Genomic DNA, 21,039 nt, shown 5'->3' with positions numbered 1-21,039 from the left:
AGTTTATATCAAATCAGTGTCGATATGCGCAACATAAGTATTGTATACTCTAGAGTAATTATAGCGAAATCAAATTATTAATATGTTTCAGAATTTATCAGACAGATTAGGCCAAACGCTAAAAAACATTAGTGGTAAAGGCCGTATTACAGAAGAAAACGTTAAAGAAACACTGCGTGAAGTACGTATGGCCTTGCTTGAGGCTGATGTTGCTTTACCTGTAGTTAAAGACTTCGTTAACCGTGTTAAAGAGCGTGCCGTCGGTATTGAAGTATCGAAAAGTCTTAATCCAGGGCAGATGCTCATTAAGATAGTGCAGGGCGAACTTGAAGCGGTCATGGGTTCTGAGAACGAAGGTTTGAACTTAGCGGCAACTCCTCCGGCAGTGATTATGATGGCCGGTTTGCAGGGTGCTGGTAAAACAACCAGTGTCGGTAAGCTATCTAAATTCTTAAAAGAGCGTGACAAGAAAAAAGTCATGGTAGTGAGTGCTGATGTTTATCGACCTGCTGCTATCAAGCAGCTACAAACCTTAGCTGAGGAAGTCGATGTTGAATTCTTCCCTTCATCAACATTGCAAAAGCCTATTGATATAGTAGAAGGAGCGATTGCTCAAGCTAAATTGCAGTTTATCGACGTTCTTATCGTCGATACGGCGGGTCGACTCGCCGTTGACACTGAAATGATGAATGAAATTAAAGAGCTACACAGTGCTGTGAAGCCAGTTGAGACTTTGTTCGTCGTTGATGCTATGACTGGCCAAGATGCCGCAAATACTGCAAAAGCCTTCAACGAAGCGCTACCTTTGACAGGTGTCATCTTAACAAAAGCAGACGGTGATGCCCGTGGTGGTGCAGCTCTATCTGTTAAACATATTACTGGCAAACCGATTAAGTTTCTGGGTATGGGCGAAAAGCTAGACGCCTTAGAACCTTTCCATCCACAACGTATTGCTAGCCGTATATTAGGTATGGGTGATGTGCTCAGCCTTATTGAAGAAGTTGAGCGTAAAGTAGATAAAAATAAAGCTCAGCAACTTGCTCAAAAAGTGAAGAAAGGGAAAGGTTTCGATCTTCAAGATTTTAAAGAGCAGCTTGAGCAAATGCGTAACATGGGCGGCATGATGTCGTTGATGGATAAAATGCCGGGCATGAGTAACATGACTGCGAAAATAAAAGATCAAGCCAACGACAAGCACTTTACCCAAATGGAAGCCATTATTAATTCGATGACGCCAGGTGAAAGACAACGTCCCGATGTAATAAAAGGGTCGCGCAAACGTCGTATAGCGGCTGGTTCAGGTACACAAATCCAAGACGTGAATAAGCTTCTGAAGCAATTCACGCAAATGCAAAAAATGATGAAGAAAATGTCTGGCGGCGGCATGAAGAAAATGATGCGCGGCATGGGTGGCATGATGCCTCCAGGCGGACCAGGCGGACCAGGCGGCATGGGCGGTGGTTTCGGCCCACGCTAAACAAAAATGGGGTCAGAGTTAATTTCTCACTTCCCCATCTTTTTAGCCTGACCACCACCTTAGCAATGTAAACACGCTTTACGGCGTCCTGCCCGCTCTCAAACGGCATCCATGCCGTTTGAAGGTTTACATTGCTAAGGTGGTGATCAAACTAAGATGGGGAAAAATTAACTCTGCCCCCATTTTTCTCCTCCCTTTCTTTCCTTTTTAGTTACCGAAAGCCCTTGCAAATTAAGCTGTGAGGCGTATAATTCGCGCACCTTTTTTCCAGCGTAGCGGGAATCTAGGTATGTTAACGGTAACGCTACAACGAGTTTGAGGCATATATGGTTACTATTCGTTTACAGCGTGGTGGCGCGAAAAAGCGTCCATTTTATCAAGTAGTTGTTGCAGACAGTCGTCGTGCACGCAACGGTAAGTTCATTGAAAACTTGGGTTTCTTCAATCCAACTGCACAAGGTCAAGCTGAACGTTTACGTTTAGACCTAGAGCGTGTTGAGTATTGGGTAAGCGTAGGTGCAAGTGTATCTGACCGTGTTACTCGCTTGGTAAAAGATGCAAAAGTTGCTGCTTAGTAGCGCTTTTGTATCAGTGATTTGAGGTAAAAATGAGTTCAGCGTCTGACACTATTATTGTTGGCAAAATCGGTGCTCCTTACGGAGTGAAAGGTTGGGTCAAAATAAACAGTTTTACTCAAGTCACAGCAGATATATTCGGTTATGCACCTTGGCAGTTAAATGGCAACGGTTGCAGCAACCAAGAGATAAAAATTGACCAGTGGCGACAGCAAGGTAAAAACTTGGTAGCTAAGTTGGTTGGAATTGAAACGCGGGACGATGCTGAGCAAATAAAAAATGCTGAGATATCTGTGCCGACTTCGGTTCTTCCTGAATTAGACGACGATTTTTACTGGAAGGATTTAATCGGTATGCAAGTGGTAACTGATAAAGGTTACGATTTGGGAACGGTTAAAGACATGTTCGAAACCGGTGCAAACGATGTGATGCTTGTAAAAGCAAAGAACAACGATGCATTTGGTCAAAAAGAACGCTTATTACCATTTTTACATGACCAAGTTGTGTTGAATGTCGATAAGCAGGCTAAGTCTATCACGGTGGACTGGGACCCAGGTTTTTAATGAAACCTAAGCAACGTTTCGGAGTAGTGACGCTATTTCCTGAAATGTTCGAACCTTTCTTGAATCAAGGAGTGTTCGGCAGAGCAGTGAAAAACGGCATAATTGATGTGGCAATGTTTAATCCTCGCGATTACACCACAGATAAACATCGAACTGTTGACGACCGACCTTATGGCGGTGGACCTGGAATGCTGATGATGGTGCAGCCATTAACAGACGCAATAGCCGATGCTAAAGCAGCATTAGGTGAAAATAGCGTGGTTGTATATTTATCGCCACAAGGAAAGGCCTTGAACCAAACTGAGGTTCAATCTTTAACCCAAATACCGAATTTAATTTTGGTTGCTGGGAGATACGAAGGCATTGATGAGCGAGTTATTAATTCTTTAGTTGATCAAGAATGGTCAATTGGGGATTACGTCTTAAGTGGCGGCGAGCTACCAGCAATGGTATTGATGGATTCTGTATCGAGGTTGTTGCCAGATGTGTTGGGGCATAATCAATCAGCAGTGGAAGATTCTTTTACTAATGGTTTATTAGACTGCCCACATTACACACGGCCCGAAGTGCTAGATGGTGAGGTGGTTCCAAGTGTTTTGTTAAGTGGCAATCACGAGAAAATTAGGCAGTGGCGATTGACCGAGTCTTTACGAAGAACTTTGAGTCGACGCCCTGATTTATTAAATAACCTAGCTCTGACTGAGGAGCAACACAAAATTCTGACACAGCTAGAAGCTGAACAGAAGTTGCAGCAAGATGACAGTTAACTAGGATGAGAGGATCTGATGAGTAAAGTAAGTCAAGATATCATCAAAAAAATTGAGCAAGCACAGCTCAAGACTGATGTTCCGGCATTTGGCCCGGGTGACACTGTAGTTGTTAAAGTAAGAGTAAAAGAAGGCGAGAAAGAGCGTCTTCAGGCATACGAAGGCGTAGTAATCGCTAAGCGTAACCGTGGTCTACACTCTGCTTTCACTGTACGTAAGATTTCAAGTGGTGAAGGTGTAGAGCGTGTGTTCCAAACTCACAGCCCAGCAATCTCTTCTATTGAAGTGAAACGTCGCGGTGCTGTTCGTCGCGCTAAGTTGTACTACTTACGTGAGCGTTCAGGTAAATCTGCACGTATTAAAGAAAAACTTAACTAATTTTAATTTGTCGTTATCGTTAACATTCAAAAGCCCGCTTAATTGCGGGCTTTTTGTTTTTAGAATAATCCGTTTTTGAAAACAACCGTCACCCTCGCAAACAACCGTCACCCTCGCAAACAACCGTCACCCTCGCAAACAACCGTCACCCTCGCGAAGGCGGGGGGCTTCTGGGTTACCGCCTTCACGGTAATGACAACAAGGCCGGTAATGACAACAAGGGCGGTAATGACAACAAGGCCGGTAATGACAACAAGGCCGGTAATGACAACAAGGCCGGTAATGACAACAAGGCCGGTAATGACAACAAGGCCGGTAATGACGACAAGGCCGTTAATGACGACAAGGGTGGTAATCACAATAAGGGAGCAATGGCACTTAATGTGTTAGCATGCAAAAAAACAATGTTTAGGTTCTTATGAAAGCGTGTAATCAGTGCGGCAAATGCTGTATCAAGTATGGTGGCGCTGACTTGTCGGTAAGCAAAGAGGAAATTACGCTTTGGGAGTTATTTGAACCTGAAATTTTTGCGTATGTAAAAGAGGGTAAAGTTTGGTTTGATCCTAATACGGGGGAGCCAATGGAGCAATGCCCGTTTCTTGAGGTGGAAAAACCAGCTTCTGCCAATTCAGCTATAAAGTATACTTGTGGTATTTACCTAAATCGTCCTGAAGATTGCCGTCATTATCCAAGCTTAGTGAGCGAAATGATCCGTGATGAGTGTGAGATGATAGAGATAAGTGATCTTAATAACCCCAAGCGCGCTCAAACGAAGCTAGATATATTGATGCAAGACGACCGCTAAGCTGCTATTTCCTCTTGCATGTTTGCTGCCATATTAATTTCGGCTCGAATGACTTTGAACGCAGCCAAGTACTTCGCATTACGTTGGTAACAAACACTTTCAATCACTTCCCCCTCAGCATTTAATAAGTATGTGGCGAATCGAATACCGTTTTTGTAAGGCAAATAGAAGCGGTGTATCGTAAATTTTTCGTCAGTCGATGCTGCTGCAATAATCATATACATGCAGGGCGGCAGTTTCATATAGTCCAAACGTTGGTCTTGGCCATACAGTACCAATGATTTCTGGAACGGGTTTTCCGCCAATAGACCTTCCTGCGTTGCTAAGCTGATCGTATGGCGTGAAATTAGCTGGTCAATGCTTTTCAGGCCAGTGCTTTTATGGGTTGTACTAATAAAATATGGCGTCATGTTAGCAGTAGTAATAGTGTCAATAAATGATGATGTATTCATTTGTATCACCTCAATATGATTATACGTGTTTATATGTACAGTATATTGTTGTGTGATATTTAGTCAAACACTTTTTGCAATAAATTTTAAGATCAATACCTAGGATCAGCTATAGGAGTGGTATAGCGGAAAAAACTCGCGATATTCTTTGTACAGTTATTATTCACACTCTCTATCAACTGAGCGTGTGTTAACAAGGTAATAAGAGTGAATGTTCTTTGAGTTTGAACAATGTCGCGGCCATCTAGTAGCTGCGAGAACTGCAAGTAACTTACTCTATTTTTATACCTGTGCAGAATGCACATGATATACACTAGGATTGAAATGATCTGAGTGCTTAAATTGGCCTATCTTGGAGTGTTCACATTGCTTTGCGGAATATGATTAAATGTGACCATGATTTGCCCACTTTAATATGGTTTTTTTGATCAAACAGCACTAAACTAATATCGCAATAAATTACAACAGGTTAGTAGGGCGGTTAAACGCTTCCTGCAAAAAATAAAAACTAAAATAATAAAAACGGAGATACCTATGCAAGAGGCATCGTCAACCTGGGTAACCAGAGCGCTTGATAAAGTTGAGCGCGTTGGTAACAAATTACCTGATCCCGCCATCATCTTTTTCATCTGTTTAATCATTATTTGGGTATGTTCTGCCATATTTTCCCAAATGACCTTTGAGGCTTTGGATCCTCGAACCGGTGAAGCGATTGAAGTGAAAAATTTGCTCACTGGTGCAGCAATGGCCGATTTCCTCAGCAGAATGGTGGGTATCTTTACTGGATTCGCACCTTTGGGTGTTGTGCTCGTTGCTATGTTAGGTGTGGGAGTTGCTGAACATTCGGGCTTTATAAGTGCAGGCCTCAAACGGATGCTAGATTGGACACCACGTTCTCTGCTGACCCCGATGGTGGTGTTGGTGGCAATTATAAGTCATACGGCAACTGATGCCGGTTACGTCCTAGTTATTCCTTTAGCTGGAGTTATCTTCTATGCAATGGGAAGGCATCCTTTGGCAGGTATTGCAGCGGCTTTCGCAGGCGTAAGTGGTGGTTTTTGCGCCAACTTCATCCCATCGGCAATAGACCCATTGTTGCAGTCTTTTACACAAAGCGCAGCACAGCTCATAGACCCCGATATACAGGTAAATCCATTAAACAACTGGTTCTTTAACTCGGCATCAACATTGTTAATTGTGGGTATCGCTTGGTACTTAACAGACAAAGTGATTGAGCCAAGGCTTAAAGATGTTGAAGTGGATGGTGATCCAAAAGACATTCCAAAGTTTGAAGACTTAAGCAAGAAACAAGTAAAAGCATTGCGTGTCGCTTCTTTAGCGATGTTAGCCGGGATTGGCATTTTAATAGCGGTGTTAATTCCTGAAACATCACCCATGCGTGATGCAAACGGAGAGCTAACGCAGTATGGCGCACCTATCATGCAGTCTATCGTACCGTTGATTTTCTTACTGTTTTTACTGCCAGGTGTCATCTATGGGTACATGTCAGGTACGTACAGTAGCACCAAAGATATGATCGATAGCATGACCAAGGCAATGCAGGGTATGAGCTACTATATTGTAATGGCTTTTTTCTGTGCTTTATTCATTGATGCCTTCGGCAAGTCCAATCTTGGCGCATTAATGGCGATAAATGGGGCAGAGTTCCTAAAGAACCTATCGCTGCCAGCCATGGTAACTATCGTGGGTATAATCATGTTGACCGCGTTTGTTAACCTATTCGTGGGGTCATCATCTGCTAAATGGGCCTTATTAGGGCCAATATTTGTACCGATGTTAATGCAATTAGGTATTTCACCTGATTTGACTCAGGCGGCATATCGCTTAGGTGATAGTTCTTCGAATATCATCACACCCTTGATGCCTTATTTCCCCCTGGTCGTGGTCTACTGTCAGCGTTATGTGAAGTCTACTGGGATAGGAACGTTGCTGTCACTCATGCTGCCGTTTAGTGTTACCATTCTGATAGCATGGACTCTGTTCTTACTTGCTTATTGGGCCATTGGTATTCCTCTCGGTATACAAGCGAGTTATGTATATCCAGCAGGATAAGCCGACAAATAGGCACGTTAAATGAAAAAAGCGGTCATGATGGCCGCTTTTTTCGTTATAGCCCAAGTTTTTCGGGATTTTCGGTAGGTTTAACTTGAATCAAATTTAATAGTTTGTTAAAAAGTCAATCAACCATTTACTTTAGATATTTTTGAGTGTAAACATAAATTTACGTTTTGATTCGGTAGCAATAAACCCTTTGTTTTCGTGCCCTCACACGTTCTTTTCGTCTCACCAGAAAATGTATGATTTTTTCAATTCAAAGCTTTAAGTAGTTTTCTTTATAAAAGAGCAAATAATGCAAAAAGATACTGTTAACAATATTCATATTTCTTCAGAAGAAGTGCTCGTTACTCCCGATGAACTATCGGCTGAATTGCCTGTTAGCCAAGAGGCATTAGAGGGTGTAATTGCCTCTCGAAAAGTAATTTCCGATATCATTCATGGTAGCGACCATCGCCTGTTAGTGGTGTGTGGTCCATGTTCTATTCATGATGTTGAAGCTGCGAAAGAATATGCGCTCAAACTAAAAGAGTTGCACGAATCAAGTAAAGATACCTTGTATATCGTGATGCGAGTGTATTTCGAAAAGCCGAGAACGACTACAGGTTGGAAAGGCCTGATCAATGACCCACACTTGGATGATACTTTTGATATTGAAGCCGGCCTGCGAAAAGCGCGTGAATTACTTATTTGGTTGGCAGATTTAGGCCTTCCAGTAGCCACAGAGGCGCTTGACCCAATTAGCCCACAGTATTTGGCTGAACTGTTCAGCTGGGCAGCGATTGGTGCCAGAACGTCGGAGTCTCAAACTCACCGTGAAATGGCCAGCGGCTTGTCTATGCCGGTTGGCTTCAAGAACGGCACAGATGGTTCCTTGGGTATTGCTATCAATGCCTTACAATCAGCTGCATCAGGTCATCGTTTTATGGGTATCAACAAAGAAGGGCAAGTCAGCATCATCAAGACCCAAGGAAACCCTGACGGCCACATCATTCTGCGTGGCGGTAAACAGCCCAATTATGACTCTGTGTGTGTGGCGGATTGTGAAACTGAACTCAACAGCGCTGGCATCAACTCAAGTCTAGTGGTCGACTGTAGTCATGCGAACAGCGCTAAAGACTTTCGACGCCAACCTTTAGTGGCTCAAAACGTGGTGAATCAAATCCTTGAAGGTAACCAATCGATTATTGGGATCATGCTCGAAAGTCATCTAAAAGCTGGAAACCAAAGTTCAACAAACAAGCAACTTGCTGATTTGGAGTACGGTGTTTCGATTACAGACGGATGCATCGATTGGGAGCAAACTCATGATCTGATTCTTCAAACTCGTGATAGACTCATCACTGTTTTACCAATGCGTCAATCAAAGCGCTTAACAGCATAACGAAGTAGGCATGTCAGAATCAGATAAAAAGCTAGGTCAACTGCGAAACAGTATCGACGAAATTGATAGTGAGCTGATCGAGCTATTGAAGCGTCGAAATGCACTCACAAGTCAAGTGGGCGAGCTGAAAAGTCAGACTGGTATGCCCATTTATGTGCCTAGTCGAGAGGCAGAAATGATTGCGGCTCGACGTCAAGAGGCTGAGCAGAAATCTGTATCAGCCGACCTTGTTGAAGATGTTTTACGTCGCGTTATCCGTGAGTCTTATCGCTCGCAGCATGCTAATTACTTGTGCATTAACCCTGATATCCAAAAAGTGGTTGTTATTGGTGGTGCAGGCGCGTTGGGTAAAGTGTTTGTCGATTTATTCAGGCAGAGTGATTACGTTGTAGAGGTAATGGAAAAGGATGATTGGCAGCGTGCTGACGCCATTTTCAAAAATGCCGATTTGGTTCTTGTGGCTGTGCCTATCAAATTGACTATTGGTGTTATTGAAAAGCTCAATGCACTGCCAAAACAGTGTATTTTAGCCGATATTACCAGTGTTAAAGATGAGCCATTGCAAGCTATGCTCAATGCGCATGCGGGTCCTGTGGTTGGCTTACACCCGATGTTTGGCCCTGATACACCTGGTATGATTAAACAAGTTGTAGTGGTGTGTGACGGTCGCATGTCTGATAATTACGAGTGGTTGTTAGAGCAAATGCGAACTTGGGGAGCGGTGCTTCATCGTTCATCTAGCCAATCGCATGATAGCGCAATGGCATTCATACAAGTCATGCGTCATTTCAGTACCTTTGTGTACGGGCAACATTTAAAAGAAGAAGATCCAAACTTACAAGAACTCCTGATGTTCAGTTCTCCAATATACCGCTTAGAACTTGCTATGGTGGGAAGGCTTTTTGCTCAAGAACCTGTTTTATATGCCGATATTATATTCAACAAAGAAGAAGGCTTGGCTTTATTAAAGCGTTTCCATACGAGATTTGGTGAAGCACTTAAACTCGTTGAAACACATGATAAACAAGCATTTATTCAACAGTTTAACGAAACAAAAGAGTGGTTTGGTGACTATGCCAAACAGTGTCTTATGGATAGCAAGCAACTACTTTTATCAGCAGATGATAGCCAATTATTAAGGAAAACCTGATTAACGAAAGCTAGTGCTAAGTAAATCTAGTTGATATTAGCGTTTTTAGAATCTACAAATCAGGAAAAACCATGTCATTAAAATTTCGTTTTTTGGCTACCATATTAAGTTTGGTGGTTGGTTCATTGCTAGTCTTATCTATTTTAACTATTGTTGTCACTTCCAGCGTGACTGAAAGCGCTTTGACTAAAGCAGCCAAACAGAAACTTACTGCAGAAGCTGTCAGCACTGCACAAGCTATCAATACCTATTTTAGTCAAATGCACTCGCAGCTTAAGGTTGTATCGCAGGATCAACAAACCATAGATGCTGCAAAGACCTTTCTTGCTTCATTTCCCGGCTATTTGAGTGAGCGTGGCAGCATCTCAAGCGCTGAAAAACGTGCTCTTGTTGACTACTATGAAAACGATTTTTCTAGCGTATATCAAAATCGCAATGGCAAACCTTATCAGAACACAAGTAAGCTCATTAATAGCTTAGACGATACTGCTGTGGCATTTCAGCATGATTTTATTGCTGCATCTAGTTTTGACCTAGGCAATAAAGATGGGTTGAGCAGACCTAATAATAACTCTGCATATGCAAGAGCACATGAGAGTTTCCATACAGGATTTCGGCGCTTTCTTCAAGAGTTCGGATATTACGATATTTTTATTGTAAGTGCGGAAAGCGGTGATGTCGTGTATAGCGTATACAAAGAATTAGATTTTGCTACTAATTTGAAAACAGGGGCTTACGCTAAAACAGGGCTTGGCGTGGCCTATGAAAAAGCACTGTCAGCAACCAGTGAAGGGCAAGTGTTCTATTCTGAAATTTCACCCTATTCGCCATCCTATGACGCAATGGCGGGTTTTATCTCTGCACCAGTTTACAACAACAATAAAATAATTGCGGTGATGATTTATCAACTTCCTCTAGACCGTATCAATAATGTTTTAACACGAGAAAAACAATGGGTTGAGCAAGGCTATGGTTTATCGGGGGAAACGTACCTATCTACTTCAAATAATTTATTGTTAACCGAGAGTCGTTTTTTCCTCGAAGATGAAAAAACTTATCTTACAGCGATTCAAGGTAACTTTCCCAATGCGGCAGCTGCTATAAAACTATCTGGCACATCTGTTGGAAATCAGCCGGTAGATACTAAGTCATCGCGAGCTGCTCTTAACGGAAACAGTGGTTTTAATACGATAAAAGATTATCGTGGAGTTGATGTTTTTTCATCGTATCTGCCAATCAAATTTGGCGATCAAACCATCGCTCTAATGGCTGAAATTGACGTTGATGAAGCCCTACAATCCGCATCTGAGATCCGCAGCACTTTGCTTCAGTTCATAATCATCATTATGTTTATTGTTATTATAATCTCGAGTTTAGTTGGCTATATTTTGACGAAAAAAACCACTCAACCACTCGAAAATGTAGGGCTTATTTGTGAAGATCTAACATCTGGTGATGGTGATCTAACAATACGATTAGAAAAATGTGGTATTTCAGAAATTGATAATTTGTTGATGGCGTTTAATGTTTTTATTGGTCAGGTGCACGATATTATTTCGTCGATTAAGACAGATAGTATGGCGCTTGCATCAGCTGCAGAAGAATTGTCTGCTACAACAAACCAAAGCGAATATGTTACTAGCGAGCAAAGAGGGGAAACTCATGCTGTTGCCTCAGCAGTAGAAGAGTTGGGCGCATCTATTGTTGAGATATCGAAAACAGTCGTTAAGAATCGCGAAAATAGTGAGCTAGCGAAAAAAGGCTTGCGAGAAAACCTGAGTAAAACAGACTATGCAGTACAGAACATTAGAGATTTGGTTTCCTTGATCAAAGAGTCAAGTGAGATTATTCAATCATTAAAAGTCGAGGTTAGCCAAGTAACAAATCTGCTGGATGTAATTACCAGTATTGCCGATCAAACTAACTTACTTGCATTAAATGCCGCGATTGAAGCAGCTCGGGCTGGAGAAGCAGGACGGGGTTTTTCAGTTGTTGCTGATGAAGTTCGCACTTTAGCTACTCGTTCACAAGAAAATACTGTGCAAATAACTAAAATTGTTGAGCGTATGACTTCTTCATCAGACCGCAGCGTTGAGTCAATGGCAGTTGCTGTTACTGCCGCGGATAAAGGGATTGATCTGGTCGATACTGTGACCAGTGCGCTTACTGAATTGTCATCTGCTCTAGAAGAGTTTCAAGATCTTGCAGAAGTTGTAGCAAATGCGACTGAAGAACAAACCGCAGCGTCAAATTCTGTCAGTGAAAGTATCACTAAGATCAGTGATATGGCATTAGATGTTGAAAGTGGCGCAAAGGAAACTAGTAATGCGGCTAACGAGTTGGCAGAAATTGCAGAGAGAACAAACAGCATGGTTGGTAGGTTCAAAGTATAACTTTATCCCTACCAATTAGCTGTCGATCAACTTACTTTAAGTTCATTCCATTAAGGCGTTTACAGCAGCCACTTTAGTCGGGCTGACTTCTTCCACAGGATAACAACCAAGCACTTTAAAGTATCGTGTCATTCCTCGAAGCGCTTCCATAGCTTGCTGCATGGGGCCGTCTTCAATATTGCCTTCAACATCTAAATAGAACATTTCTTCCCACGGGTTACCCGTGATCGGTCGCGATTCTAACTTAGTCATATTGATTTGATTTTCTTTCAATACCAACAACGCTTCGACTAACGCCCCAGGCTTTTGAACGGTAGACATGATTAAGGTTGTTTTTGCTGGTACTTGCAACGGTACCTTAACCGAATCACTCGCGACGACAATAAAACGACTGTGATTTTCTTTCTGATTAGCCAAGTTTGATTTTATTGCTTTCAAACCATACAAAGCGCCGCCAGCTTCACTGCCAATAGCAGCCACTTCGCTTGAGTTCATTTCATTAACAATCATCATGGCAGCTGAGGTGCTATCACAGGGTTTTACTTCAACATTGCCAAGTTCAGCAAGGAAGTGACTGCATTGAGCAAATACTTGAGGATGAGCGTAAAGCGTTTTAATTTTGCCACTCTCATTACTGTCAACGCCTTCAGAAACCAAAAGTGCATGCTTAATAGGGTGGGTTAATTCACCTACGATGCTCAAACGTGTATGTTGGAGTTGGTCGTAAACTTCATTGATACTGCCAGATGAAGTGTTTTCGATAGGGAGTACGGCGTAGTCAGCTTCACCTGACTCTACCTTATTAATAATTTCAGCGAAACTTTGGCAGCCTATCTCTAAGAGTTCACCTGGGCGACGTGAGAAATATTTTTGTGTCGCGAGATAACTGTATGAACCTTTGTCACCCAGGAAGGCGACTCTGTTCAGTGGTTTTTCACTACTAGGGTTTGCCCAACGCGCTAGCATCGCCTGTTGATTTAATACAGAATCTTCAATGATAACGTGAAAGAGTTGAGTCACATAATGAGGATCTAAGCCAAATGTTTGGCCTTGTTTAATTAAACGAACCAGAAGTTGTTCTTCCCGCGCTTGGTCACGCACCGGAATATGGTTTTTAATCTTTGTTTCAGCTACTTGATTGGTCAAACCTTGACGTTCAGAAAGTAGACTGAGTAATTGAGAATCCAGATCGGTAATTTTTACGCGAATCTCTTCTAATTCTTGCTTAGGCACTGTAGCTCCTTGGAGAAAACGGATATTGCCAAATGTTTGCTCACGAAAGCTATTTGGTAAAGACACTTTGATATATATGCGTCATCAAAAAAATGCTGTGACGACGCTACATGAAATGTATGAAAGTGATGGGATGGTGTCAACGGCTTAAAGAAGAAATTTCCTAAAATAAGCAAAATTTATTAAAAATTATCCTAAAAATTTGATGAAACAGCTTGTTAGGGGCTATTCGCCCTCAGAATCCAACAAACGGATTAGCATTGCTTTCACCTCATCAGACTCAAATGGTTTATCACAAAGCGCATTTACACCAGTTTGCTGTATGTTCGCCATGTGAGGACTAGAGCTAGACTCCGAAGTCACCATGATGATTGGGATATGAGTGGTTGCTGGGTTGAAGCGTATGAACTCTGATAGTTCTCGACCGTCCATTTCAGGCATATTGTAGTCGGTTACCACAAGGTCGAATTCATGGTCTTTAAGCATTGTCAGCGCATGCGCACCGTTCTCTGCCTCTTTCAATTTACTCAAGCCCATTCCCTCTAAGACTCGGCGAATATGATTCCTCGCTAGTCGACTATCATCTACCACGAGTACCCTGACATCTTGAACATCGAAGAAGTTCAAGTTGAGCTCATCGGTATTAATCAACTGCAAGCTGGCGTTTAAGCCTCTGGATAAATGAATTGGTTCAAACGGTTTTGGCAAAATCGCTGCAACACCGGCTTGCTTGAACTCATCTAACTTGCTCAGACTGTTCTCACTGCTGACAAGCATGAATGGAATAGAGGCAGTGCTTTCGTCCTGTTTGATAAACTTGATAATATCCAGTCCGTTACCATCAGCAAGATACATCGTGCTCACCACAATATCAGCACCATGGGCACTAATGGCTGCTTTAGCCTCGCTGACTGTCTTTACCACATCAACTGTTTGTACATCTTCGCCCAACAACAAGGTCTTGATGATCTTGCTTTGGGTGTCGGAAGGCTCCACCAATATTATGTGTAAATCTGATATAGAAAGTTTATGCATTGCTTCAGTTTCTCTCGCTCAAAGTAGGTTTAGCCGCCTGCTAACTTAACTCGCATTCCCTTAGCTTCTAATAGTTGTTTTAGCTTGTCACGAACATCGCCTTGAATTTCGATCTTATGATCCTTAACCGAACCACCGCACCCACATTGTTTTTTTAATTGTGTGCACAATGCTTTCAGTTCTGCATCGTTCATAGCCAAGCCATCTATAATACTCATTCCTTTGCCTTTTCGCCCTTTAGTTTCTTTGCGAATGCGAACAATGCCATCGCCTTTAGGGGCATCACTTTGAGTATTATTTGTTTCTTTTATTCTACCTGTATCGGTCGAATACACTAATCTTGAATCATTCATTGTCAAAAAACAGATATTTCGTTAGTTGTCATGGCATTGAGTATATCTTATGGCTAATACCATTGCTATTGAACACTTTTTATAAACACGACGTAGTGAAAGTTACTTAAAGTAATTGCCCTGTAGTATTGCAATTGAGAACTATTATCAATTACACTTGTCGTAATCCTAAGTATCGCTATTCAAATACAAATGAAAGGCGTTGAACTTATCAGTAAGTAACTGAATAACATAAAAAAGGGGTTTTTGCCTAGATGAAAGTGATGAACAAAACGAAAATGTTACTTGTTGCTTCATTTGCAACATTTTTTACGGCAACTAGCATCGCTGCTGAAGTTAATGTCTACTCTGCTCGTAAAGAAGCATTAATCAAGCCGATTCTTGACGACTTTACTGAGCAAACTGGTATAAAAGTCAATTTGATTACGGGCAATGCTGACGCACTTATTTCGCGAATAAAGTCTGAAGGTCAATTTAGTCCTGCTGACGTGCTTGTGTCGACAGATGTCGGCCGCTTAGTTCGAGCCAAGCAAATGGGCATTACACAAGCTAACGATGACGATATTGTGAAGAGTAGTGTGCCAGCTTACTTGCGCGATGAAGACGAACATTGGACAGCATTGACACTGCGTGCAAGACCCATCATGTATGCAAAGGATAGAGTTGACCCTGAAACACTATCTACGATGCAAGGCCTTACCAAAGAAGAGTGGAAAGGGCGTATTTGTATCCGTTCTTCAAACAATATTTATAATCAGTCAATGATTTCTGGCATGATCCAGACACAAGGCGATGCACAAACGCTAGCTTGGGCTGAGGGTTTAGTTGAAAACTTTGCACGTTCCCCAAAAGGTGGTGATCGCGACCAAATCAAAGCCGTGGTTGCTGGTGAGTGTGATATTGCCATTGCGAATACCTATTACCTTGCGGGGATGCTGAATTCCGAAGATGCAGACACTCGCAAAGTGGCTGAGCAAGTTGCTGTATTTTGGCCGGATCAAGCGGGCGCTGGTGCTCATGTGAACATCTCAGGTATTAGCATCGCCAAGCATGCGACAAACACAGCCGAAGCTAAAAAGCTGGTTCAGTTTATGTTGAGCGACCAAGCTCAGTCATGGTATGCAGACACAAACCATGAATATCCTGTAAAAGAAGGCATAGAATGGAGCGATACGCTGAAGGAAATGGGCGAGTTTAAAGCACAAGAAGTCTCGCTAACCAAAGTAGGTGAAACAAATGCGAAAGCACTTATGTTGATGGACCGCGCTGGATGGCGTTAGACTCGATCGCCGAATGCAATTAAAAGCGTCGGCATTCTCCCTTTATACAGTATTGGCAGGCCTAATCATTGGCCTGCCAATTTTCGTTGTGCTCCTGAGTTTTTATTCATTGGACACTGCTGTTTGGACTCATCTCAGTGAAACGGTATTAAGCGGCTATATTTACAATTCATTAGTCCTCGCGCTTGGTGTTGGCTTCGGGGCTACCTTATTAGGTACCGGTCTGGCTTGGTGTGTTGTGAGCTACGATTTTGTCGGCAAGATCTGGCTTCAGCGTCTTATTCTTTTACCTCTGGCTATGCCCGCATACATCATTGCCTATACTTATACTGGGCTACTTGATTTCTCTGGTCCTGTACAATCAACGTTGCGAACATGGTTTGAGCTCGGTAAACAGGATTATTGGTTCCCTGAGGTAAGGTCGTTGCCAGGAGCAATCATCATGATGGCACTGGTTTTGTACCCCTATGTGTATATCTTGGCTCGAACCGCATTTGCTGAACAGGCGCAGAAATTCCGTGAAGTCAGCGTGCTTGCCGGTGTTTCAAAATTTCAACATTTCTTGCAGGTGGCATTACCATTAGCAAGACCCGCTATTATGACGGGTGCAGCGCTGGCGATGATGGAAGCATTAGCCGATTTCGGAACCGTTGAGTACTTTGGAGTCAGTACTTTTACCACCGGCATTTATCGCACGTGGTTCGGGATGGGTGACATCCAAGCGGCATCGCAGCTATCAGGTTTACTGTGTATGTTTGTCTTTGCTTTGTTAGTGCTTGAAAAGCAAAGCCGGCGAAGTGCTGAAACATATTCATCGCGGCAGGGTACAGGGACTCAGGCGCTTAAGCTAAGCACCGGGAAAGGAACAACAGTCCTTTTGTTGTGCAGTTTACCGCTTATATTTGGCTTCATAGTGCCATTTATTCAACTCGCGGTCTGGGCTTTAGCCTATACTGATGCTGGCAGTCTAGGTGAGTACCCGTCATATGCCTTGAATTCAGCTATGCTTGCAGCCATTGGTACCGTGGTTATCGTGCTACTCGCCTTAATGTTTAGCTATGCCAAACGGCTTCAAGCAACAAAGCTAAACCGTTCCGTTGTTCAATTTGTTGGTTTGGGCTATGCAATGCCAGGTACCGTTATTGCAATTGGCGTGCTTATCCCTCTTGGCTGGCTAGATATCAAATTAAACCTCTTTACCAAGCACTTTTTTGATGTCCAACCCGGTTTAGTCTTTTCTGGCACTATTGTCACTTTGATTTTTGCTTATACTATTCGTTTCATGAGTGTCGCTTTGCACAATACAGAGGCCGGTATTCAACGTATTAAACCAAGTATGGATGAAGCTGCTATCACACTCGGCGACACGCGCTTACAAACCTTATTCAAAGTCCATATTCCTTTATTGTCGGCTAGCCTGCTAAGCGCGTGTTTACTGGTATTTGTGGATATATTAAAAGAATTGCCAGCGACGCTCGTGTTACGGCCATTCAACTTCAATACTTTAGCGGTGAAAACCTTCGAACTGGCTTCAGATGAGCGCTTAATCGATGCTGCTTTGCCAGCTATCACGATTGTACTCGTCGGCATTCTTCCGGTGCTATTGTTAACGCGAACCTTGAATCAAATAGAGAAAAAACATGCTTGATATTCGAGACCTTACACTCAGTTACGGCGACAATACTGTACTTCATAATGTGTCGCTGTCACTTGCTCAGGGTGAAATTGGATGTGTCCTTGGTCCATCAGGCTGCGGTAAAACAACCTTGTTACGCGCTATTGCTGGCTTCAAAAAGCCTGAGTCCGGCTGCATTACTATTGGCGAGCAAACCGTTTGTGATGAATTGGTAAATATCGAAGTAGCTGAGCGGAAAGTAGGGGTTATTTTCCAAGATTTTGCTTTATTCCCGCATTTGAGCGTTGAAAAAAATATTGCTTATGGATTGCAGAAAATCAATAAGCAAGAGCGCAAAACATTGACTGACAGTGCAATGGCGCTGGTAGACTTACAGGATTATGCGCACAAATATCCCCATGAATTGTCGGGCGGACAACAACAACGAGTTGCCATTGCCAGAGCATTAGCGCCCAAACCAGATTTGCTGCTTCTTGATGAAGCATTTTCTAGTCTTGACCCCGAACTGCGTGAGCGCTTGTCAGGCGAAATACGAAGCCTGTTAAAAAAACAAAACATCACAGCATTGTTAATTACCCACGATCAAACAGAAGCGTTTGCTATGGCTGATAAAATTGCTGTATTGCAAGATCATGTTTGTCATCAGTGGGATACGGCTTATGCGCTTTATCATGAACCCGCGACAGAATTTGTGGCGAAGTTTATTGGTGAAGGTACATTTATAGAAGGTACGATCAGGCAAGAAAATCAGCAATTGATTATTGATACGCACTTGGGAAGCTTTCCTCTCGAGCCCGGGAAACCGCTCGCAGAAGGCATCAAAGGGAAGCTATTGGTGCGACCTGATGATTTACGGCATCAAGATGAAAGCTTATTAAAAGCTCAGGTGGTAGGGCGTTCATTCAGAGGTGCGCACATCATGTATCGGCTACAACTTGAGAATTCCAATGAGACGCTGCTTTGCTTGGCTCCCAGCCATCATGACCACGCAGTTGGTGAAAGTTTTGGGATCCATTTAGAAATCGAACATGTCATTTGTTTTGCTTGATCTTGTATATTTCAATAAATTATTGCGTTGTGGTTAAAATTCGACCATAGTGACAACGGTGCGATAAAACCTTAGTGTTTGATATGGAGAGCGTTTTCACAGGAGGGTATGCAGTAGATGTTTAAGAGTATTCAATCTTCATTGATTGTTATTGTTATCAGTGTTGTGATCCTTTCGTCTTTGACGGTTCTAGCTGTAGCCCTAAATGAAAGCGAATCGTCATACACAGTGGTAGCTAAAAAGGGGGCACTGGGTGTTACCCGAAGTATTGCGAAAACACTCAATAAAGTAGAGGCATCTGAAAGTCAATTAAGTGACGTGATGGCGTATTTTGAGCTATATCCAAACGTTGTCATGGCTGAGTTGAAAACTGCTGACCGCACCGTTTTAGCTAGCTACAAAAGCAAATTTCCTGTTGCTGATTTATCACTCGCTGCACAGTCGATAGAAGAGCTGCCTAACGAACCACCGCTTGGCTCCTTTGAAACCCACAATGAATTGCTTACCACAACCTTGGTGACTTTGCAGAGTGGGCAAACTGCATATTTAGTGGTCATCAGTGATATTTCTAGCCAGATATTTTCAAATAGAGAGGAGCTATTAACAACATTAGCGCCACTTGTGCTACTCGTGATGATGGTCTCTTTATTTATCACTGTATGGTTAATCAATCGTATTACGTGGCCAGTCATACAACTCACCGATTTTACCAAACGCGTAAGAGATGAAAATAACTATAAGTTGCGTGCTACGCCTACCGGTACTCAAGAAGTGATTACCTTGAAGCGAAATATCAACGCGATGATGGACACCATCAGCGAAGAATTAGACAAAAACCAAGCGACTACCGATCAGTTGATTGAGCAGCAGAAGCTAATGTCTAAACTCGCTAACTTCGACAGTCTAACGGGCTTACCAAACCGACAATTCGTGCTAGATAACTTGCGTTTAGAACTGTCTCGCGCTAAACGCTCGAAACAAGAAATCTCGCTCCTGTTCTTTGATCTCGACGGATTCAAAAATGTGAATGATTCTCTTGGACATGAAACGGGTGATAGTTTGTTGATTGCTGTATCAGAGCGAGTAAAAACGGTATTGCGAGAGGGCGACCTATTTGCCCGCTTAGGTGGTGATGAATTCCTGATTGTGCCAGACAAAGAGGCTCACTCGGTTGCCAGCCCAGTGATGCTTGCCGAGCGTTTGCTTAAGGCTATGGAAGCGCCGGTCATATTAGACGATATAGAATTGCAGATGTCAGTAAGCATCGGTATTGCCAATGCCTCGGATGTTGACTTCGATTTGTCACAGCTAGTGGGCAACGCGGATATTGCGATGTATCGCTCTAAGACTGATGGCCGAGGCACGTATACCGTGTTTACCGATGACATGAATGAAGGGACGAAGCGTCGCTTGGAAATTGCCAACAGTATTTTGAATGGCTTAGAGCGAGACGAATTTAAAGCGTTTTATCAACCCAGAGTTGACCAACGGGGCACGATTGTAGGTTATGAAGCGCTCATCAGGTGGGAGCATCCTACATTCGGTAATATTTCACCGGTAGAGTTTATTTCGATAGCTGAGCACAGCGGTAAGATTAGGAAGATTACTGCCTGGATGGTTAAGCAAGTCTGTAAGGAGCTGGCTCAGATCCAAGCGATGAAGTCAGCCGATATCCGTGTGTCGATAAACCTGTCGGCGCATGACCTTCACGATAAAGGTTTATATCAATATCTGGTAGATACGATTAAAGAATACAAAGTTAGCCCGAAAAACCTTGAGTTTGAGGTGACTGAATCTGCTTTTTTAGAAAGTTTTAAGGTCAGTAATCAGTTTATTAACAAAGTACATCAATTGGGGTGCTTAATTGCTCTCGATGACTTTGGCACGGGTTACTCGTCGCTCAGCTACCTTACTCAAATGAGTGTAGACACGCTGAAAATCGATCGTGAGTTTGTCAAAGAACTCGATTCGTCTACTCAAAGTCGGCTAGTGACTCAAAGTATTATTGATTTGGCAAAGCGCCTTAAATTAAGCGTATGTGCAGAAGGTGTTGAAAATCAATTTCAGCAAGATTACTTAGCAGAAAATCAATGTAATCAGTTTCAAGGTTTTTATTACGATAAACCTGCGCCATTGAGCAAACTAGCTGATGCGCCGAAGGATTATCGTTCTCACTTTGAGAAAGTCTAAAGCACTGTTTCTGCCAGTGTACGATTATCCAGCAACATGCCCCGAATAAGTTACTAATAATTGCATTCAGCCGTTTAGAATCCCGATTGATTAGTTTATAATTCCATGCTTTCAGGCACACGAGTGTAGCCGTGCAATCTTTTGTACTGGCTTTTACACATGCTCTTGCTCTTTTACGAGCAAAGTCGAGGCCATTCGAACAAGTATCGTCTGATACTCAAATAATTAGCTCTATTGGGATGTA

General features: G+C 42.7%; 19 protein-coding genes. 14 read left to right on the top strand and 5 right to left on the bottom strand.

The genetic code is table 11. The features are described 5' to 3' along the window. The first annotated feature begins 82 nt into the window (after positions 1 to 82). From ffh to rplS, 5 genes are all read left to right on the top strand, one after another. Positions 83 to 1,477, top strand: a complete 1,395-nt coding sequence (gene ffh, locus RM556_RS14630) for a signal recognition particle protein (RefSeq protein ID WP_311374953.1) — start codon at positions 83 to 85, stop codon at positions 1,475 to 1,477. 326 nt (positions 1,478 to 1,803) lie between these two features. Next, positions 1,804 to 2,052 carry a 30S ribosomal protein S16 gene (gene rpsP / locus RM556_RS14625; protein ID WP_311359803.1) on the top strand — a complete coding sequence of 83 codons (249 nt, stop codon included), beginning with the start codon at positions 1,804 to 1,806 and terminating at the stop codon, positions 2,050 to 2,052. Between the two features lie 32 nt (positions 2,053 to 2,084). Continuing rightward, a complete protein-coding gene (gene rimM / locus RM556_RS14620) occupies positions 2,085 to 2,615 on the top strand; it encodes a ribosome maturation factor RimM (RefSeq protein ID WP_311359804.1) in 531 nt (176 codons plus the stop codon). After that, on the top strand, positions 2,615 to 3,382 hold the full coding sequence (gene trmD, locus RM556_RS14615) for a tRNA (guanosine(37)-N1)-methyltransferase TrmD (RefSeq protein WP_311359805.1): 768 nt from the start codon (positions 2,615 to 2,617) through the stop codon (positions 3,380 to 3,382). Before rimM ends, trmD begins: the two co-directional genes overlap by 1 nt. An 18-nt stretch (positions 3,383 to 3,400) precedes the next feature. After that, the gene (gene rplS / locus RM556_RS14610; RefSeq protein ID WP_311359806.1) at positions 3,401 to 3,760 is read left to right on the top strand and encodes a 50S ribosomal protein L19; all 360 of its coding nucleotides are present in this window, start codon (positions 3,401 to 3,403) and stop codon (positions 3,758 to 3,760) included. A gap of 107 nt (positions 3,761 to 3,867) precedes the next feature. On the opposite strand, the gene RM556_RS14605 is transcribed toward rplS, so the two are convergent. Next, positions 3,868 to 4,119, bottom strand: a complete 252-nt coding sequence (locus tag RM556_RS14605) for a hypothetical protein (RefSeq protein WP_311374952.1) — start codon at positions 4,117 to 4,119, stop codon at positions 3,868 to 3,870. 59 nt (positions 4,120 to 4,178) lie between these two features. On the opposite strand from RM556_RS14605, the gene RM556_RS14600 reads away from it, so the two are divergent. Further along, positions 4,179 to 4,565 (top strand): YkgJ family cysteine cluster protein, encoded by a 387-nt coding sequence (locus RM556_RS14600; RefSeq protein WP_311359808.1) that lies wholly within the window; start codon positions 4,179 to 4,181, stop codon positions 4,563 to 4,565. Here RM556_RS14600 and RM556_RS14595 read toward each other — a convergent pair. Then, entirely contained in the window at positions 4,562 to 5,017 is a 456-nt protein-coding gene (locus RM556_RS14595; protein WP_311359809.1) for a hypothetical protein, read from the bottom strand. The genes RM556_RS14600 and RM556_RS14595 overlap by 4 nt on opposite strands. A 534-nt stretch (positions 5,018 to 5,551) precedes the next feature. On the opposite strand from RM556_RS14595, the gene RM556_RS14590 reads away from it, so the two are divergent. The 4 genes from RM556_RS14590 (at position 5,552) to RM556_RS14575 (ending at position 12,020) form a co-directional block, all read left to right on the top strand. Continuing rightward, positions 5,552 to 7,090, top strand: a complete 1,539-nt coding sequence (locus RM556_RS14590; RefSeq protein ID WP_311359810.1) for an AbgT family transporter — start codon at positions 5,552 to 5,554, stop codon at positions 7,088 to 7,090. A gap of 298 nt (positions 7,091 to 7,388) precedes the next feature. Further along, positions 7,389 to 8,477 carry a 3-deoxy-7-phosphoheptulonate synthase gene (locus RM556_RS14585; RefSeq protein ID WP_311359811.1) on the top strand — a complete coding sequence of 363 codons (1,089 nt, stop codon included), beginning with the start codon at positions 7,389 to 7,391 and terminating at the stop codon, positions 8,475 to 8,477. A 10-nt stretch (positions 8,478 to 8,487) separates the two neighbouring features. Further along, positions 8,488 to 9,627 (top strand): bifunctional chorismate mutase/prephenate dehydrogenase, encoded by a 1,140-nt coding sequence (gene tyrA, locus RM556_RS14580; RefSeq protein WP_311359812.1) that lies wholly within the window; start codon positions 8,488 to 8,490, stop codon positions 9,625 to 9,627. A gap of 71 nt (positions 9,628 to 9,698) precedes the next feature. Next, positions 9,699 to 12,020: a methyl-accepting chemotaxis protein gene (locus tag RM556_RS14575; RefSeq protein ID WP_311359813.1), complete on the top strand. Its 2,322-nt coding sequence runs from the start codon at positions 9,699 to 9,701 to the stop codon at positions 12,018 to 12,020. Between the two features lie 42 nt (positions 12,021 to 12,062). On the opposite strand, the gene pheA is transcribed toward RM556_RS14575, so the two are convergent. The 3 genes from pheA to yciH all read right to left on the bottom strand — a co-directional run bounded on the left by pheA (position 12,063) and on the right by yciH (position 14,641). Further along, the gene (gene pheA / locus RM556_RS14570) at positions 12,063 to 13,253 is read right to left on the bottom strand and encodes a prephenate dehydratase (protein ID WP_311359814.1); all 1,191 of its coding nucleotides are present in this window, start codon (positions 13,251 to 13,253) and stop codon (positions 12,063 to 12,065) included. A gap of 225 nt (positions 13,254 to 13,478) precedes the next feature. After that, positions 13,479 to 14,288 carry a response regulator gene (locus RM556_RS14565; protein ID WP_311359815.1) on the bottom strand — a complete coding sequence of 270 codons (810 nt, stop codon included), beginning with the start codon at positions 14,286 to 14,288 and terminating at the stop codon, positions 13,479 to 13,481. 29 nt (positions 14,289 to 14,317) lie between these two features. Continuing rightward, positions 14,318 to 14,641, bottom strand: a complete 324-nt coding sequence (gene yciH, locus RM556_RS14560) for a stress response translation initiation inhibitor YciH (RefSeq protein ID WP_409220093.1) — start codon at positions 14,639 to 14,641, stop codon at positions 14,318 to 14,320. A gap of 254 nt (positions 14,642 to 14,895) precedes the next feature. Between yciH and RM556_RS14555 the strand changes: the two genes are divergently transcribed. From RM556_RS14555 to RM556_RS14540, 4 genes are all read left to right on the top strand, one after another. Further along, positions 14,896 to 15,921, top strand: coding sequence for a Fe(3+) ABC transporter substrate-binding protein (locus RM556_RS14555; RefSeq protein ID WP_311374950.1), 1,026 nt, complete (start codon positions 14,896 to 14,898; stop codon positions 15,919 to 15,921). Positions 15,922 to 15,934: 13 nt separating this feature from the next. Continuing rightward, the gene (locus tag RM556_RS14550) at positions 15,935 to 17,569 is read left to right on the top strand and encodes an iron ABC transporter permease (protein ID WP_311359818.1); all 1,635 of its coding nucleotides are present in this window, start codon (positions 15,935 to 15,937) and stop codon (positions 17,567 to 17,569) included. After that, the gene (locus tag RM556_RS14545; protein ID WP_311359819.1) at positions 17,562 to 18,605 is read left to right on the top strand and encodes an ABC transporter ATP-binding protein; all 1,044 of its coding nucleotides are present in this window, start codon (positions 17,562 to 17,564) and stop codon (positions 18,603 to 18,605) included. The genes RM556_RS14550 and RM556_RS14545 overlap by 8 nt, the downstream gene beginning before the upstream one ends. A gap of 117 nt (positions 18,606 to 18,722) precedes the next feature. After that, positions 18,723 to 20,795, top strand: a complete 2,073-nt coding sequence (locus RM556_RS14540; protein ID WP_311359820.1) for an EAL domain-containing protein — start codon at positions 18,723 to 18,725, stop codon at positions 20,793 to 20,795. Positions 20,796 to 21,039: the final 244 nt, after the last annotated feature.

Origin of the sequence: Alteromonas sp. W364 (assembly GCF_031846205.1) — a bacterium.
Lineage (GTDB): Bacteria > Pseudomonadota > Gammaproteobacteria > Enterobacterales > Alteromonadaceae > Glaciecola > Glaciecola blandensis.
Note: the sequence above shows the minus strand (reverse complement) of the source record. Positions and strands in the feature narration are given on the sequence as shown.